Source organism: Pseudomonas sp. FG6 (genome assembly GCF_057809015.1).
The window spans coordinates 1-14,100 of sequence record NZ_JBMDJD010000021.1; the positions used below are offsets into that span (position 1 = coordinate 1).

13 protein-coding genes and 1 tRNA gene are annotated in these 14,100 nt (G+C 60.2%); 10 read left to right on the plus strand and 4 right to left on the minus strand.

Features of this window, described 5'->3' with window-relative positions; genetic code table 11:
* Positions 1 to 141 precede the first annotated feature (141 nt).
* The 4 genes from ACODSJ_RS15185 (at position 142) to ACODSJ_RS15200 (ending at position 6,526) form a co-directional block, all read left to right on the plus strand.
* Positions 142 to 963 carry an endonuclease/exonuclease/phosphatase family protein gene (locus tag ACODSJ_RS15185; RefSeq protein ID WP_489102504.1) on the plus strand — a complete coding sequence of 274 codons (822 nt, stop codon included), beginning with the start codon at positions 142 to 144 and terminating at the stop codon, positions 961 to 963.
* Positions 964 to 1,143: 180 nt separating this feature from the next.
* A complete protein-coding gene (locus ACODSJ_RS15190; RefSeq protein WP_489102505.1) occupies positions 1,144 to 3,567 on the plus strand; it encodes an autotransporter family protein in 2,424 nt (807 codons plus the stop codon).
* 276 nt (positions 3,568 to 3,843) lie between these two features.
* On the plus strand, positions 3,844 to 4,758 hold the full coding sequence (locus tag ACODSJ_RS15195) for an autotransporter domain-containing protein (RefSeq protein ID WP_489102506.1): 915 nt from the start codon (positions 3,844 to 3,846) through the stop codon (positions 4,756 to 4,758).
* Positions 4,759 to 4,900: 142 nt separating this feature from the next.
* A complete protein-coding gene (locus ACODSJ_RS15200) occupies positions 4,901 to 6,526 on the plus strand; it encodes an NADP-dependent glyceraldehyde-3-phosphate dehydrogenase (protein WP_489102507.1) in 1,626 nt (541 codons plus the stop codon).
* Here ACODSJ_RS15200 and ACODSJ_RS15205 read toward each other — a convergent pair.
* The gene (locus ACODSJ_RS15205; protein WP_489102508.1) at positions 6,514 to 7,425 is read right to left on the minus strand and encodes a DMT family transporter; all 912 of its coding nucleotides are present in this window, start codon (positions 7,423 to 7,425) and stop codon (positions 6,514 to 6,516) included. The two genes, ACODSJ_RS15200 and ACODSJ_RS15205, sit on opposite strands and share 13 nt — an antisense overlap.
* A 133-nt stretch (positions 7,426 to 7,558) precedes the next feature.
* Between ACODSJ_RS15205 and ACODSJ_RS15210 the strand changes: the two genes are divergently transcribed.
* Entirely contained in the window at positions 7,559 to 7,996 is a 438-nt protein-coding gene (locus ACODSJ_RS15210; RefSeq protein ID WP_489102509.1) for an Lrp/AsnC family transcriptional regulator, read from the plus strand.
* A 110-nt stretch (positions 7,997 to 8,106) separates the two neighbouring features.
* On the opposite strand, the gene ACODSJ_RS15215 is transcribed toward ACODSJ_RS15210, so the two are convergent.
* Positions 8,107 to 8,778: a Bax inhibitor-1/YccA family protein gene (locus ACODSJ_RS15215; RefSeq protein WP_489102510.1), complete on the minus strand. Its 672-nt coding sequence runs from the start codon at positions 8,776 to 8,778 to the stop codon at positions 8,107 to 8,109.
* A gap of 123 nt (positions 8,779 to 8,901) precedes the next feature.
* Between ACODSJ_RS15215 and ACODSJ_RS15220 the strand changes: the two genes are divergently transcribed.
* Together ACODSJ_RS15220 and ACODSJ_RS15225 are read left to right on the plus strand one after the other, a co-directional pair.
* A tRNA-Ser gene (locus tag ACODSJ_RS15220) sits at positions 8,902 to 8,989 on the plus strand.
* A 370-nt stretch (positions 8,990 to 9,359) separates the two neighbouring features.
* Positions 9,360 to 11,150 carry a DAHL domain-containing protein gene (locus ACODSJ_RS15225; protein WP_489102511.1) on the plus strand — a complete coding sequence of 597 codons (1,791 nt, stop codon included), beginning with the start codon at positions 9,360 to 9,362 and terminating at the stop codon, positions 11,148 to 11,150.
* A 40-nt stretch (positions 11,151 to 11,190) separates the two neighbouring features.
* Here the strand turns inward: ACODSJ_RS15225 and ACODSJ_RS15230 are convergent, their stop codons facing one another.
* On the minus strand, positions 11,191 to 12,090 hold the full coding sequence (locus tag ACODSJ_RS15230; protein ID WP_489102512.1) for a polysaccharide deacetylase family protein: 900 nt from the start codon (positions 12,088 to 12,090) through the stop codon (positions 11,191 to 11,193).
* 238 nt (positions 12,091 to 12,328) lie between these two features.
* Here ACODSJ_RS15230 and ACODSJ_RS15235 point away from each other — a divergent pair, with 238 nt between their 5' ends.
* Both ACODSJ_RS15235 and ACODSJ_RS15240 read left to right on the plus strand, forming a co-directional pair.
* Entirely contained in the window at positions 12,329 to 12,583 is a 255-nt protein-coding gene (locus ACODSJ_RS15235) for a DUF6555 family protein (RefSeq protein ID WP_489102513.1), read from the plus strand.
* A gap of 151 nt (positions 12,584 to 12,734) precedes the next feature.
* Entirely contained in the window at positions 12,735 to 12,965 is a 231-nt protein-coding gene (locus ACODSJ_RS15240) for a hypothetical protein (RefSeq protein WP_260956298.1), read from the plus strand.
* 81 nt (positions 12,966 to 13,046) lie between these two features.
* Here the strand turns inward: ACODSJ_RS15240 and ACODSJ_RS15245 are convergent, their stop codons facing one another.
* Complete coding sequence (locus tag ACODSJ_RS15245) at positions 13,047 to 13,232, minus strand: hypothetical protein (RefSeq protein WP_489102514.1); 186 nt, start codon at positions 13,230 to 13,232, stop codon at positions 13,047 to 13,049.
* A 247-nt stretch (positions 13,233 to 13,479) separates the two neighbouring features.
* Between ACODSJ_RS15245 and ACODSJ_RS15250 the strand changes: the two genes are divergently transcribed.
* Positions 13,480 to 13,842 (plus strand): NUDIX hydrolase, encoded by a 363-nt coding sequence (locus tag ACODSJ_RS15250; protein ID WP_489102515.1) that lies wholly within the window; start codon positions 13,480 to 13,482, stop codon positions 13,840 to 13,842.
* Positions 13,843 to 14,100: the final 258 nt, after the last annotated feature.

Here is a 14,100-nt window from a genome sequence, read left to right on the forward strand (position 1 = left end):
TTTGGGCGCAATCATAGCGCCCGATTGAAGTGTCCAAAATCATTAGGCCAGTTCAGCTTTGCTCCCACAGGAATCTGAGTAGCGGCGACAAACTAAAATATCTGGAACTGCCGCTGACTCGGGTCAGTCGCATGAACAGGTATGTCTGATTCAGGAGTGAACGTGACTCGCGATCCCGACTGGCGGGCTGTCGAATCAGTGCCATTGGACCCACCGGCGACGGTCCATCGGTTGCGGGTTCTGACGGTCAACACCCACAAGGGCTTCACTGCCCTAAACCGCCGCTTCATCCTCCCCGAATTGCGCGAAGCGGTGCGCAGCACCGGGGCTGACCTGGTGTTCCTGCAGGAGGTGCTGGGTGAGCATGATCGCCACGCCTCGCGCTACGACAACTGGCCCCAGACCTCCCAATACGAATTCCTCGCCGACAGCATGTGGAGTGACTTCGCCTACGGACGCAACGCGGTCTACCCCGACGGCCACCATGGCAACGCGCTCCTGTCCAAATACCCGATCCGCCAGTTTCGCAATCTCGATGTTTCCATCACGGGCCCCGAGCGGCGCGGGCTGCTGCATTGCGTTCTCGATGTGCCGGGCCACGCCGAAGTCCATGGCATCTGCGTGCACCTGAGCCTGTTGGAAAGCCATCGCCAATTGCAGCTCAAGCTGCTTTGCCAACTGCTCGACTCGCTTCCCGAAGACGCTCCAGTGATCATCGCTGGCGACTTCAATGACTGGCAGCTACGCGGCAACGCCACCCTTGCCCGTCGCCAGTACCTGCACGAAGTCTTCGAGCATCATCTCGGCCGACCGGCCAGGACATACCCGGCCCGCTTTCCCCTGCTGCGCCTGGACCGCATCTACCTGCGCAACGCCACCAGCCATGCCCCGCATATCCTGGGTAACAAACCCTGGACCCATCTGAGCGATCACCTGCCTCTTGCGGTGGAAGTGCATCTCTAGACCCCGCCTGCGCCCTCGCTACTTGCGCAGCGACCTGTAAGTTCTGACAGTAGCGAGGCCCTTTATTCATTGCTAGGGTGCCATTCCATACAGCGAGCGTTGCCAGGTCCTGTGTGCCTTTTGTAGTGCAACCGATGCTGGAACAGGCATGCCAGGGATGCCGATGCAGAGGGATAGCACATGAGCTTGCGCGATCATGGGTACACTCGGCTGTTCAACGCCCTATGGCTATCGGCACCGCTGCTGCTACCGGCACCAGGTGCCATGGCGGCCTGCTCGCTGACTCCCACGGCAGGCGATGACGTCTATGTCTGCGACAGCGGCACCAGCCCGGGACTCACGGACCTTTCGGGCAACAACAGCCTGACGCTGCCCGTCAACGGCAGCGGCACCATCAGCGGCAATGTCAGTTTCGGTGCCGGGGTCGATCGCATCGAAATCAACGCCAACGGCGTGATCGACGGTGACGTAGAGCAAGGCTCCGCGGCCGACGCCTTCGTCATGAATGGCGGCAGGATCCTTTCCCTGTCCCAGGGTGATGGCATCGATTCCTTCCTGATGACCGGCGGCACCATCGTCGATGCGTTCGAAGACGGCGACATCGCGAAAATGACCGGTGGCACCATTGGCCGGGTCAACATGAAACTCGATGACAACGTCTTCGACATGTCGGGCGGGCAAATCATCGGCAACCTGGTGACCGGGTTCGGCCAGGACACCATCATCCTGTCGGGAGGACGCATCGGTGGCAACGTCAGTGTCAGCGATGGTAACGACCGCATCAGCGTGAGCGGCGGTGAAATCATCGGCGAAGTCCGGGCCAGCCTGGGCGATGACCGATTCGAGTGGAGCGGCGGCCTGATCCATTCGGCGATCCTGATGGGCGACGGCAGCGATACCGCGCTGCTTAGCAATCTCACGCCGACCCAGCTCGGCTCCAACCCCAGCCTGGACGGGGGCTTGGGCCAGGACGTCCTGACGTTCGCCGGCACCACCTCCGACACCGGAGCCCGCTACATCAACTGGGAAACCGTCAACCTCACCCAAGGCTCGCGCCTGGATCTGGCGGACGCGCTGGTGCTGGGCGACAGCACGTCCGCCACGGGCGTGCTCAACATCGACGCCAGCAGCGTGTTGACGTCAAGCCAGGGCAGCGTCGCCGCGTTCACCGCCGGCCAACGGGTGACGCTCAACAACGCCGGGGCTATTGACCTCGCCACGGGTAACAGTCGCACCAACGACACCCTCACGGTTCAGGGCAACTACGTCGGTAACAACGGCCAACTGCGCCTGCAAACCGCGCTCGGTGCAGACGACGCGCCCAGCGACAAGCTGGTGGTCAATGGCGGGACGCTCACCGGCACCACCGCCATCGTGGTCACCAACCAGGGCGGCGCAGGCGCGTTGACCACCCGCGACGGCATTCAACTGGTCGAGGCCCAGGGCGGCGCCGTCAGTGACAGCGGGGCTTTTTCCCTGGCGCAATCCGTTTCAGCCGGTGCGTTTGACTACCGCCTGTTCAAGGGCGGCGTCACCGGCAACGAAAACAATTGGTACCTGCGCTCCACGGTCGTCGCGGGGCCAGTCGCGGCGCCCAGCCCGACGTTGCCTCCCCTGCCGGTGGCAGTACCCGGCGCTGCGCCTATCGTGCTGTATCGCCCGGAAGTGCCCACTTGGTCGGTCTTGCCGCCGGTGGCTGCGCAACTGACGCTGATGGCCCTGGGTACGTTCCATGACCGTCAGGGTGACCAGCGCCTGCTCAGTGAAACCGGCGCGTTCGGCGCGGGCTGGGGCCGAGCCTATGGCAAGGATCTGGACCAGGCCTGGGCCGGCACTGTCAGCCCCCGGTTCGACGGGTCCATCAAGGGTTTCCAGGTCGGTAACGATCTGTACGGCTCGCTGCTGTCCGGCGGCCAGACCCAGCGCGTCGGATTTTTCGTCGGGCATACCGAGCTGAACGGTCACGTCGACGGTTTCAACCTGGGCTTCCAAGGTCGCCGCGCCGGCAAGGTTGGGCTCGACGGCGACAGCTATGGCCTGTACTGGACGCTGATCGATCCCACCGGAGGCTACCTCGATGCGGTGGTGATGGGGACGCGCCTGGATGGCGACAACCGCTCTGAGCGTGGACTCAAGATCGACAATCGCGGACATGCCCTGACGCTGTCGGCGGAGGCCGGTTATCCGTTCGCCGTCGCCGCTGATTGGGTGCTTGAACCCCAGGTCCAGATCATCCACCAGAAGATTTCCCTGGACACTCAGAACGACGGCGTCTCCAAGGTCGAGTTCGATTCCGACGGCGCCTGGACCGGACGTCTCGGTGCACGCCTCAAGGGGCGTTACCAGGTCAGCGGTACACCTGTGGAGCCGTATCTGCGCGCCAACCTCTGGCACACCTTTTCCGGCACTGACGCAGTGACCTTCGACGACACCGAACGGGTCGAGACGCAACAGCGCGCTTCGACCGCTGACCTGGGCGTCGGCGTCATCGTCAGCCTGGCGCCCACCGTCAGCGTGTACGCCGGTGCCGACTACAGCAACAACCTCGACAGCACACAGCAACGCAGCGTGGCGGGAAATCTCGGTCTAAGGATCAGTTGGTAGTCTTCAACAAACATTTGACGTCAACATAATCGCCAATAATCAGTCAGTTATATCGCAATAAAACAACACTCCACTCATCGGGCATTTTCTTGACGCGCCACCCCCGGTCTTCTTGACTACACCGTACTACCCCCGGAAATACAGTCAGGGGCAGGCCTCTGGAACCCGCCAAAACGGGCCGCCCGAGGTTTGCCTCAATCCATTCGGTCGCCCCTCATTCGGGGTAGGAGAGGACGCCCTAAGCGAGATACAGATGCGATTGCAAGGCAGACCCCCATGAACGCTCCCCTCCGTCCACACACCTTCACCACCACCCTTCATACAGCGTCGACCACCTTGTTGTTGTGCTCCTCGATGCAGGCTCAGGCCTGGCCTGTCGAGGATCCGATGCAGCCCTGGTTTGGCGGGACACAACCCGGCAAACCGAACACCGTACTCACCGAGCCGCTCCCCACCTCAAGCAAAAGCCCGGCCCTGTTGGTGCTGCAGAACGACAGTGGCCACACCCAGCGCATGGGCCTGATCAGCGGACAGAACCAGATCATCGGCACCGCCGATGGCATGCTGGTAACGCCCGCCCTGGGCCGGTCGGACAAGGACGCCCTGAACCTGCAAGGTAACAACCTGGGCGCCTATTGGAGCCTGACCGGCCCGGCCGGTTGGCATGTCGACCTGAACGCCAGCGGCGGCCGGGTCAACGGCTACAGCCGCAACCCGCAAGGAGAGCGCCAGCCCCTGGAAGGCGATGCAGTGACGCTGTCGGTCGAAGGCGGTTTTCCCATCGGCGTCAGCGACAACTGGGTGATCGAACCCCAGGCCCAACTGATCAACCAGCGCATCACCCTCGACGCGACCAATACCGAGAATCGCTCCGCCAATGAATTGAGCACCTGGAGCGGACGCGTCGGCGCACGGCTCAAAGGCGCGTACAACATCAACGGCCTGGGCGTCGAACCCTATGTGCGCACGAACCTGTGGCACACCGTGCAAAGTGGCGAGACCCTGGCCCTGGGCCAGGTCGACAAGATCAGCAGCAGCCGCAAGTCGTCGACCGTTGAACTCGGCCTCGGCCTGGTGGCCCGCGTTACTCCGGTGGTCAGCCTGTACGTCAGCGCCGACTACAGCAGCGACGTCGACGACAATGACCTGAACGGTCTCATTACCAGCATGGGGGTACGGATGCGCTGGTAAGCGTCGCCCGGGCAATGGGCTGTCTGCTTGAGCCACACGGACATCTTGAGTAGACAGCAAGACGCCTTTTGGGGGTATAACCCTTGGGACGATCGATCCGTGCCCCTCAGCCCATGGCTCATTTCATTGATGGAGTAACGACATGACCACAGCCCCCCTCCTCGCCACGCTGTTCCCCAGCGCCGCCGACATCCCGGACGCCTACCGTCTCGATGGGCCGGTCGAACAGCGCGAATACCTCGTCGACGGGGTCCTGGAATCCTGGCACGGACCGCTGGCCGTGGTGCGCAGCCCGGTGTACCTGGCCGGCGAGCATGGCGATGAGCAAGTCATCCTCGGCAGCACACCGCTGCTGGACGCCGAGACCGCGCTCACAGCCCTTGACGCAGCCGTCCGCGCCTACGACCGTGGCCAAGGCCAGTGGCCGACGATGCGCGTTGCCGAACGCATCGGTCATGTGGAAACGTTCCTGGCGCGCATGCGGGAACAACGCGAAGCGGTGGTCAAGTTGCTGATGTGGGAAATCGGCAAGAACCTCAAGGATTCCCAGAAGGAATTCGACCGCACCTGCGACTACATCGTCGACACCATCAACGCCCTCAAGGAGCTGGACCGACGCTCCAGCCGCTTTGAGCTGGAACAGGACACCCTCGGGCAGATCCGGCGCGTGCCCTTGGGCGTGGCCTTGTGCATGGGCCCCTACAACTATCCGCTGAACGAAACCTTCACCACTTTGATTCCCGCCTTGATCATGGGCAATACCGTGGTGTTCAAGCCGGCAAAGCTTGGGGTGCTGCTGGTGCGGCCATTGCTGGAAGCCTTCCGTGACAGTTTCCCGGCAGGCGTGATCAACGTGATTTACGGCAGCGGACGGGAAACCGTCAGCGCACTGATGGCCAGCGGCAAAATTGACATCTTCGCCTTCATTGGCACCAACAAGGCGGCCAGCGACCTGAAAAAACTGCACCCACGCCCCCATCGCCTGCGGGCGGCGCTGGGGTTGGATGCAAAGAATCCCGGCCTGGTGCTGCCGGACGTGGACCTGGACAACGCCGTCAGCGAAGCGTTGACCGGTTCGCTGTCATTCAACGGCCAGCGCTGCACGGCACTGAAGATCTTGTTTGTCCACGAGGACGTGGCACCGCAGTTCATCGAGAAGTTCAATGCCAAGCTCGCCGCCCTCAAACCCGGCATGCCCTGGGAAGATGGCGTGGCACTCACGCCGCTGCCCGAGGCGGGCAAGGTCGATTACCTGCATTCACTGGTGGCCGATGCGGTGGCCAAGGGCGCAGGGATCACCAACCCCCACGGCGGCGAATCCCGGAGTTCGTTCTTCTACCCGGCCGTGCTCTACCCGGTAACCCCCTCAATGCGGGTCTATCACGAAGAACAATTCGGCCCGGTCGTGCCCATCGTGCCGTACCGCGACCTCGAGAGCGTGATCGACTACGTGCTCGAATCCGATTTCGGCCAGCAGTTGAGCATTTTCGGCACCGACCCGGCACAGGTGGGCCGGTTGGTCGACACTTTCGCCAATCAGGTCGGGCGTATCAACCTCAATGCCCAATGCCAGCGAGGCCCGGACACCTTCCCCTTCAACGGCCGGAAAAACTCCGCCGAAGGGACGTTGTCCGTGCACGATGCCTTGCGCACGTTTTCGATCCGTACCCTGGTGGCGACTAAATTCCAGGAAAACAACAAGGCGCTGATCAGCGACATCATTCGCGACCGGGACTCGAACTTCCTCACGACCGACTACATCTTCTGATCCGTCACCACAGGGCTGGAGCGCCGCCACTTGAGGTTCCAGCCTTGCTGCATACCGGCGGCGGCCACCAGGATCGCCGCCACGCCCAGCCATTGCAACGGTTCGAGGCGATGGCCGAAAGCGAACCAGTCGACGAAGATCGCTGCGATGGGATAGATGAACGACAGCGCGCCGGTCAATGCCGTCGGCAATCGTTGGATCGCGCTGTACAGCAACACGTACATCACACCCGTGTGCACCATGCCAAGTGTCACCAGGCTGGCCCAGGCGCTCGCCTGCTGGGGCAACGCCGAAAAGTTCGCCCACGGAGCCAGCAGCAACACCCCGGTGCTCACCTGGATCAATGCGATCAGGTGCGGCGGCGTACCCGTCAGGCGCTTGATGATCAATGCCGCGATGGCGTAGAGCAGCGCCGCGCCGAGCGCCAGGGCAATGCCCGCCAGATAGTCTCCGCCACCCTGCGCTTGCTCGCCGTGGGCGCTGACGATTGCCAACATCCCGAGGAATGAAATTGCCAGCCAGAACAGCTTTTGCCCGGTGATCCGTTCGCCCAGGAACAACGCTGCCAACCCCACCAACATGAACGGCTGGACGTTGTACACCGCCGTACCGATGGCAATCGAAGCGCGGGAATAAGAGGCGAACAGCAACACCCAGTTGCCGACGATCGCGACACCACTGAGCACCGCCAGCATAAAGGTGGTGCGCGTCAGGATGCCCGGACGCAAGAATCCGAAGCCCGCGCAGATCAGCAGCAACGTCGCGGCGCCAAACACGCACCGCCAGAACACCACATCCAGCACCGGTTGGCCGGACACCAGCACGAACCAACCTATGGTTCCGGAGATCAGCATGGCGGCCGTCATTTCCAGCGAACCGCGGCGTAAAGTCTTGTCCATCGTCAGGCTCCTCTAGCAAGTGAGCACAGTATGCGCAATCGCCGTGGCCCTTCTCCATGGTTCGAAAAAGGCTAAACTGGCTTTCCACCTTTTTTATCAAGGCAACTTTCAGCATTCGCCTAACGGAGTGAAAATGACCGACGATATCGACCAGATCCTCATCAGCGCCCTGATGGAAGATTCCCGACGCTCGCTCAAGGCCTTGGCGAACTTGAGCGGCTTGTCATCCCCCAGCGTCGCCGAACGCCTTCGCCGACTCGAAGAACGCGGCGTGCTCAGGGGCTATACCGTCGAGGTCGACCCGAAAAGTTTTGGTTACCAGCTCCAGGCCATCGTGCGCATTCGCCCATTGCCAGGGCAACTGCAGGAGGTGGAACGCCAGATCCAGGCCATTGCCGAATTTACCGAATGCGACAAGGTCACCGGCGAGGACTGCTTCATCGCCCGGCTGCATGTACGCTCGATGGAACAGCTGGACACCCTGCTGGACAGGCTCAATGTGCTTGCCGAGACCAACACGGCCATCGTCAAGAAAACCCCGGTCAAACGCCGACTGCCGCCGATGGCATAGGTCGAAACCAAGCCAAAAAAAACGGCGCCTTCCATCGCTGGAAAGGCGCCGTTTTTTCTCAGATGAACAGCATTACGCCGAAGCGCGCTCTTCACTGCTCACGAATGCAATCAGTCGTCACTGCCCATCAGGCCGAACAGCTGAAGCAAGCTGACGAACAGGTTGTAGATCGATACATACAGGCTGATGGTCGCCATGATGTAGTTGCGTTCGCCGCCATGGATGATGGCGCTGGTCTGGAAAAGGATGCAGACCGACGAAAACAGTACGAAGCCGGCGCTGATCGCCAGTTGCAGGCCGCTTATCTGGAAGAAGAAGCTGGCCACCACGGCCCCAAGCAACACGAAGAAACCAGCGGTAATGAAACCGCTCAGGAAGCTCATGTCCTTACGGGAAATCAGCACGTAGGCCGACAGGCCACCAAACACCAACGCCGTCATGGCGAAGGCCGAGCTGACGACCTCCGCACCGCCTTGCATTTGCAGGTAGCGGTTGAGGATCGGGCCGAGCAGGAAACCCATGAAACCGGTCAGGGCAAACGCGGAAACCAGGCCCCAGGCCGAATCACGGAGCTTGTTGGTCAGGAAGAACAGACCGTAGAAACCGATCAGCACCACGAAGATGTTGGGGTAACCCACACGCATCTGTTGTGCTACGTAGGCCATCACACCGCTGAAAGCGAGGGTGAGTGCCAGCAAGCCATAAGTGTTGCGCAGGACGCGGCTAACCTCTAGCTGCTCGGCCTGCACGCGGTTGTTGACTGCGTATTCCTGTTCGCGCATGGCGACCTCCATCGTGTTTGAAACATTCAGTGGCAAGGATAATAACAGACGCTCTGTAACAAGCTACGTGGAGAGTTTGACAGTGTGTTTCATTCGGGTATTATGGCGCCCGCAACGCAATACGGAGGTGTGGCCGAGTGGTTTAAGGCAACGGTCTTGAAAACCGTCGACTGTAACAGGTCCATGAGTTCGAATCCCATCGCCTCCGCCATCTTCATACGAAAAGCCCTGATTATTCAGGGCTTTTTTGTGCCTGGCGTTCGGCAAGACCGGTTTCGGTGCCGCCGTGCAGAATCGGGTCCAACTGGTCAACGATATCTCCACCGCCATCAAGTCCACCATTACCGGCCCCGTAAACGCCCGGTAACACCGTTCGTTTCGTTGGCGCTACACTCACGTCATCCCAGATTTGCAAAGTTCATCGTTAGCAGGAAGCTCAACGTGTCCCCATGCATGAACGAAACGACGCGACACACACCCTTCTTATTATTGGCCCCTGCCATCGTTCTACGCCCTGACCATCGCCCCCCGCCCGGGAACTCACCGACTCCTTCGACAACGTCCCCGGACAGGAGAACAGCGTGACCAGACTCATCAAAAAATACAAATGGCCCGCTCTGCTGGCGATCGCACTGGTTGTTTTTTCAGCGCTGATCTTCTTCTTGATCAAGTCCTATACCTACGACTCAACCACCTATTTCGAATCCCGTGACTTCATTCGCCAGCTCAAGCAGTCCGATGCGAACTGGAGCGTCAAGATCCTCAGGAAGAAAATCGGCGTCAACAATAACCTGTCGCTGGCGCCACCGCCGGAAGCGAACAGTCGGTGGGAGCAGCTGGAACGCCTCAACAGCACCGGCCCCCTGGCCGCACTCTGGGCTTCCCGGCGCCAGGGCTATGTCGATGCCACCAAGAACAAGACGGTGTTGGTGGATCAGTTCCAACAACACAATACGGCGCTGCGCACCTCCCTGGATGCGCTGCCGATTATCGAAGACGAGCTTCAGATACGTCTCAAGGGCATGAAAATCGAAAGTGCCAGCCAGCGCCTGACGGCAGCCTCCAACGTGCTGGAACTGACCCTGACAACGCTCGAATACGCCCTCTACGTCAGCTCGGACAAAGCCAACGAAGTGCAGGACCAGCTCAAGGAAATGGCCCGGTACATCGCGCAACTGCCGGCGAACGATCAGCCGGCGTTCCTTGCGCTGACCGATCACGTGCAAGCCATTCTGCGCGAACAACCCATCGTCAATGATCTGCTTGACCGCATCAGCGTCATTCCGGTGGCCCAGGAACTGGACAATATCAATGAGCTGCTGAACGAGACCCAACGCCGGACTGCCGCGACGGATCGGCAATACCATATCTACCTGGCCCTGTGTGCCAGCATCATGGCGATCCTGATGATCTACCTGGCTGTGCGGTTGGTTCGCAGCGCTGCCGTCATCAATCAGATCAACCATGCGCTGCAATCGTCCAACGAGCGACTCGAAGAGCGCGTGCAAGAACGCACCCGTGAGCTGATGGAGGCCGAGCGTGAGCTGGTGGACGCCGCGCGCATGGCGGGCATGGCCGAGATCGCCACCAACGTATTGCACAACGTGGGCAACGTGCTCAACAGCGTCAACATTTCCGCCGAGCTGGTCACCCGCAAGCTGAAGCACAGCAAGACAGCCGGGTTGGGCAAAGCGGTGCAAATGATGAATGAACATGCCGACGATCTCGGCCAGTTCATCACCACGGATGAAAAAGGCAAGTTGCTGCCCCGCTACTTCAATGAACTGGTCGACTCTATCGCCGCCGAACAAGCGGTGCTCATCGACGAGCTCGCGCAACTGACCAAAAGCATCGATCACATCAAGGAAATCGTCACGACTCAACAAACCTATGCCGGAGCAGCCAGGCTGATCGAGCCGCTCAGGGTCAGCGATCTGTTCGAAGATGCGTTGCGCATGAACTCCGGCGCACTGAGCCGACACCACGTCACCGTCATCAAGGACTACCAGGAAGTCCCTGCCATCCTGGGGGACAAACACCGGTTGCTGCTGATTCTGATCAACCTCATCAGCAACGCCAAATTCGCCATGTCGCACATCAGCGACCATCCGCGCGAGATCACGCTAGGGATCCAGATGCTCGATCAAACGACGCTACGCCTGAGCGTCAAGGACCGAGGCGAAGGGATCAAGCCCGAGAACCTGGCGCGAATATTCAATCACGGCTTCACCACCCGCAAGGACGGTCATGGATTCGGCCTGCACAGTTGCGCCCTCGCGGCGGTCGAAATGAACGGTCGCCTGTACGTCCACAGCGACGGGCCAGGCCAGGGTGCCGTGTTCACCCTGGAGATTCCACTGGAACTGGCATGAGAAGCGAACAGGCCGGCTGCCTGGCAGCCGACCTCAAGCGTCAATGGGCGTCCGAATCCCAGATCCAGTTCCACAGGCCGGGCAAGCGTACCGGCTGGCCGGCGCTCTGGACGGTGCGCGCCATGGCCGCGCGCTCCAACGCCTGACGGTCGTCATAGAACGGTTTGGCGTCGACCCTCACCCCAGTGACCTGGGCGGCATCGAGCAGGATCTGCAAGTACTCGAGGGAATGTCGGGCGGTGTAGCGGTTGAGGTCATGGAACGTCACCACCACCGGAATCACGCCATCGACCGCAGGTAGCTCGCCCGCCGCGATGCGCTCGCGCACTTCCGAGAGTTGGCGTATCAGGTTGCTCCGTCGGCGCGGGCTGGCGGTGATGCCCCAGACTTTACCGTCGTTGGCGCTCAAATCAGTCAGCAGCACATGCATGCCATGACGCTGGTAGGCGGCGAAGGTGCGCTTGTCGTAGCTCCAGAATGGCGGCCTGACCAGCGTGGGGGCGGTGCCGCTGATGGCGGCGATGTCCGCGCTGCCATCGACCAGTGATCGCTCCAGGTCGTCGGGGCTCAGGGATCGATGGTTCGTGTGCCAATGGGTGGCCGTATGGAAACCCATCACATGACCCTCGCGCTGCTCGCGATGCATGACCGAACGTCCGATGTCACTGTTTCCGGCGCGCGGCGCGCGGGTCTGTACAAAGAACACTGCCTTGATGCCGGGCTGTATGGGATTGTGCGCCAAGGAATCAAGCACCTGCTGGCTCGGGTTCCAGAAGGACGATGCACTGGGGCCGTCATCGAAGGTCAACAAGAACCGGATGGGGGGCTGTTCCAGCAAATGTTGCCGGGTCTGCGGCGTCAGTTCGATGGGTGGGCCAATGCAGCCCGACAGACCGATGGCGAAGACCGCGATGGCCAGCGCCCTGGCGATGTTTTTCATGTTTTGCCCTAATGTGAATGCCGTACTGCCTGGCCTTTTTCCCTGGCCTCGGGTGGAAAAGCTCATCTTGGAGAAGGTTACCCGGGTTTGGTTCCGAGCCGCGAGCATTGCGCGCCAGAGCGCTTTCGCTGCCGCCCTGTCCAGCGGTTATCCGAGCGGATGTCTACCGCCTGGAAATTCAATGGAATTTTCCGCACGCCTCCGTATCCATCCGTATAGGACTAATTAGGGAGGATTTATGGGCGGGCCATCGCTTTACATCATCGACTACACGCTCCATGGCGAGCCGAAGTCTTTCATCATTCGCGCCGAAGTGATGAACAACTCCGAAGCTTGGCATTGGGCCAGTTGCGACGCAGGTGTCGGGCGCATACCCAAGTTCGGCAGGGAAAAGGTCAAGCGGGTTTCAAAACCCCTTGCGGAAAAATACGGCATTACTGACGTGCGCTGGCGAGCGAGTACCGCGCCGGCCTGGATCAAGGAGTCTGGCTGACACATAAAAGCGCTCATTCGGCGCGCCGACTGTCCAGTCGGGCGCCGGATTCTTCGACAGACCTGAAATAACTCAGCTACGCTTAATGACAGTACAACTCGCCTTCGGGTGGGCTTTGTGCTGCCCCATCAACCCTGAATGGAGGTGTGACATGTCGGAAAAAGAGTCCATCACCACCCTGCTCACTTTACTGGAATCCCGTCAGTCACGACTGGCGGCGGCCTGCAAGGAAATCGCCGACTGGGTCGACCATCAAGGCGGACACCCCACCGCCGTGCGTATCCGCGACCGGCTCAATGATATCGATAAGGACGCCCCGTCGATCCAAAGTGCATTAACGTCGCTCAAGCCGGTGGAGCCGCCGTTGCCTAAATTCCGCTGACTCGCCGCATTTCGACAGTCCTCTTTTAAGGGGCAGGTCCGTTCAAAGAGTTTGCCGGCGCCCGCAACGCCTGGCCGGCGACTACTGACGCTCGTTCAGATATTCAACCCACCGTTCATAGGCTTCGTGCTGACGCCGGACGGCTTCCTCCCAGGCAAGCCCGGCCATTTGATGGGCACAGATGAGCGTCATCATTTCCGATGTCGCCGTGTCGAGCTCTACCAACAACTCGTGGGATTTGATCTTGAAGTCTTCAACGGTAGTCATCTCTCCTCTCTTCCCCATGCCGGGGCCAGCCGTTCACCCAACATGGATGCCTTTTTTCGACGCTGATTCATTTTTGGCGATGATCGGTCGATAGCCGGGTATCGGGCAGCGAGTGAAACCAGTTAAGACATTCATCCATGCCCATGGTCGTAATGACAGGGCCTCATTGGAATTTTAGTTTAATAAGCCGTAACCGAATATTTCAGTTATATTTCACTTTTATGACAGTCAATGATTGAACACACCTATGAAAATCCGCGCGACGGTCATTTGTGAGCAAGACCGCCAGATCTTGCTGGTACGCAAACCCAAGAGCCGTTGGGCGCTGCCGGGCGGCACCGTCGAACGCGGCGAAACCCATGGCGACGCGGCCATCAGGGAATTGGCGGAAGAAACCGGACTCAGCGCCGAAAGCCTGCTCTACCTGATGCGGATTAACGAAGGCGAAACCGAACACCACGTTTTCGAGGTTTCCGTCCTCGACGGCAAGGCAGCCAGCCCACGGAACGAAATCAGCGATTGCCTGTGGCATCCGCTGGATGCCATCGCGCAATTGCAGATGAAAAAAGGCACGCGGGAAATTCTTGAGGCGTTTCGGCGACGGCTGTGACGTTGGCGGGAACTGCCGCGCTTCCCTGGCTAGCTAGTTTTTGCAAAGCACCGGTGGAGGCGTAGCAGGCGTCAGTTTCAAACCAGCAAGTGCTACAGCAAAAAAAGGTACGACAGTGACAACTCGCATGACCATGTCCTTATGCGCCCAACAACTCGAAACAATCCCGATACTGCCTACCCAGCGAATTGTGGACCCACTCTAAAATTGCGGAGCGGAAACGAACAAGGGTTTGCATTAGCTTTCGCCCGCAAACCC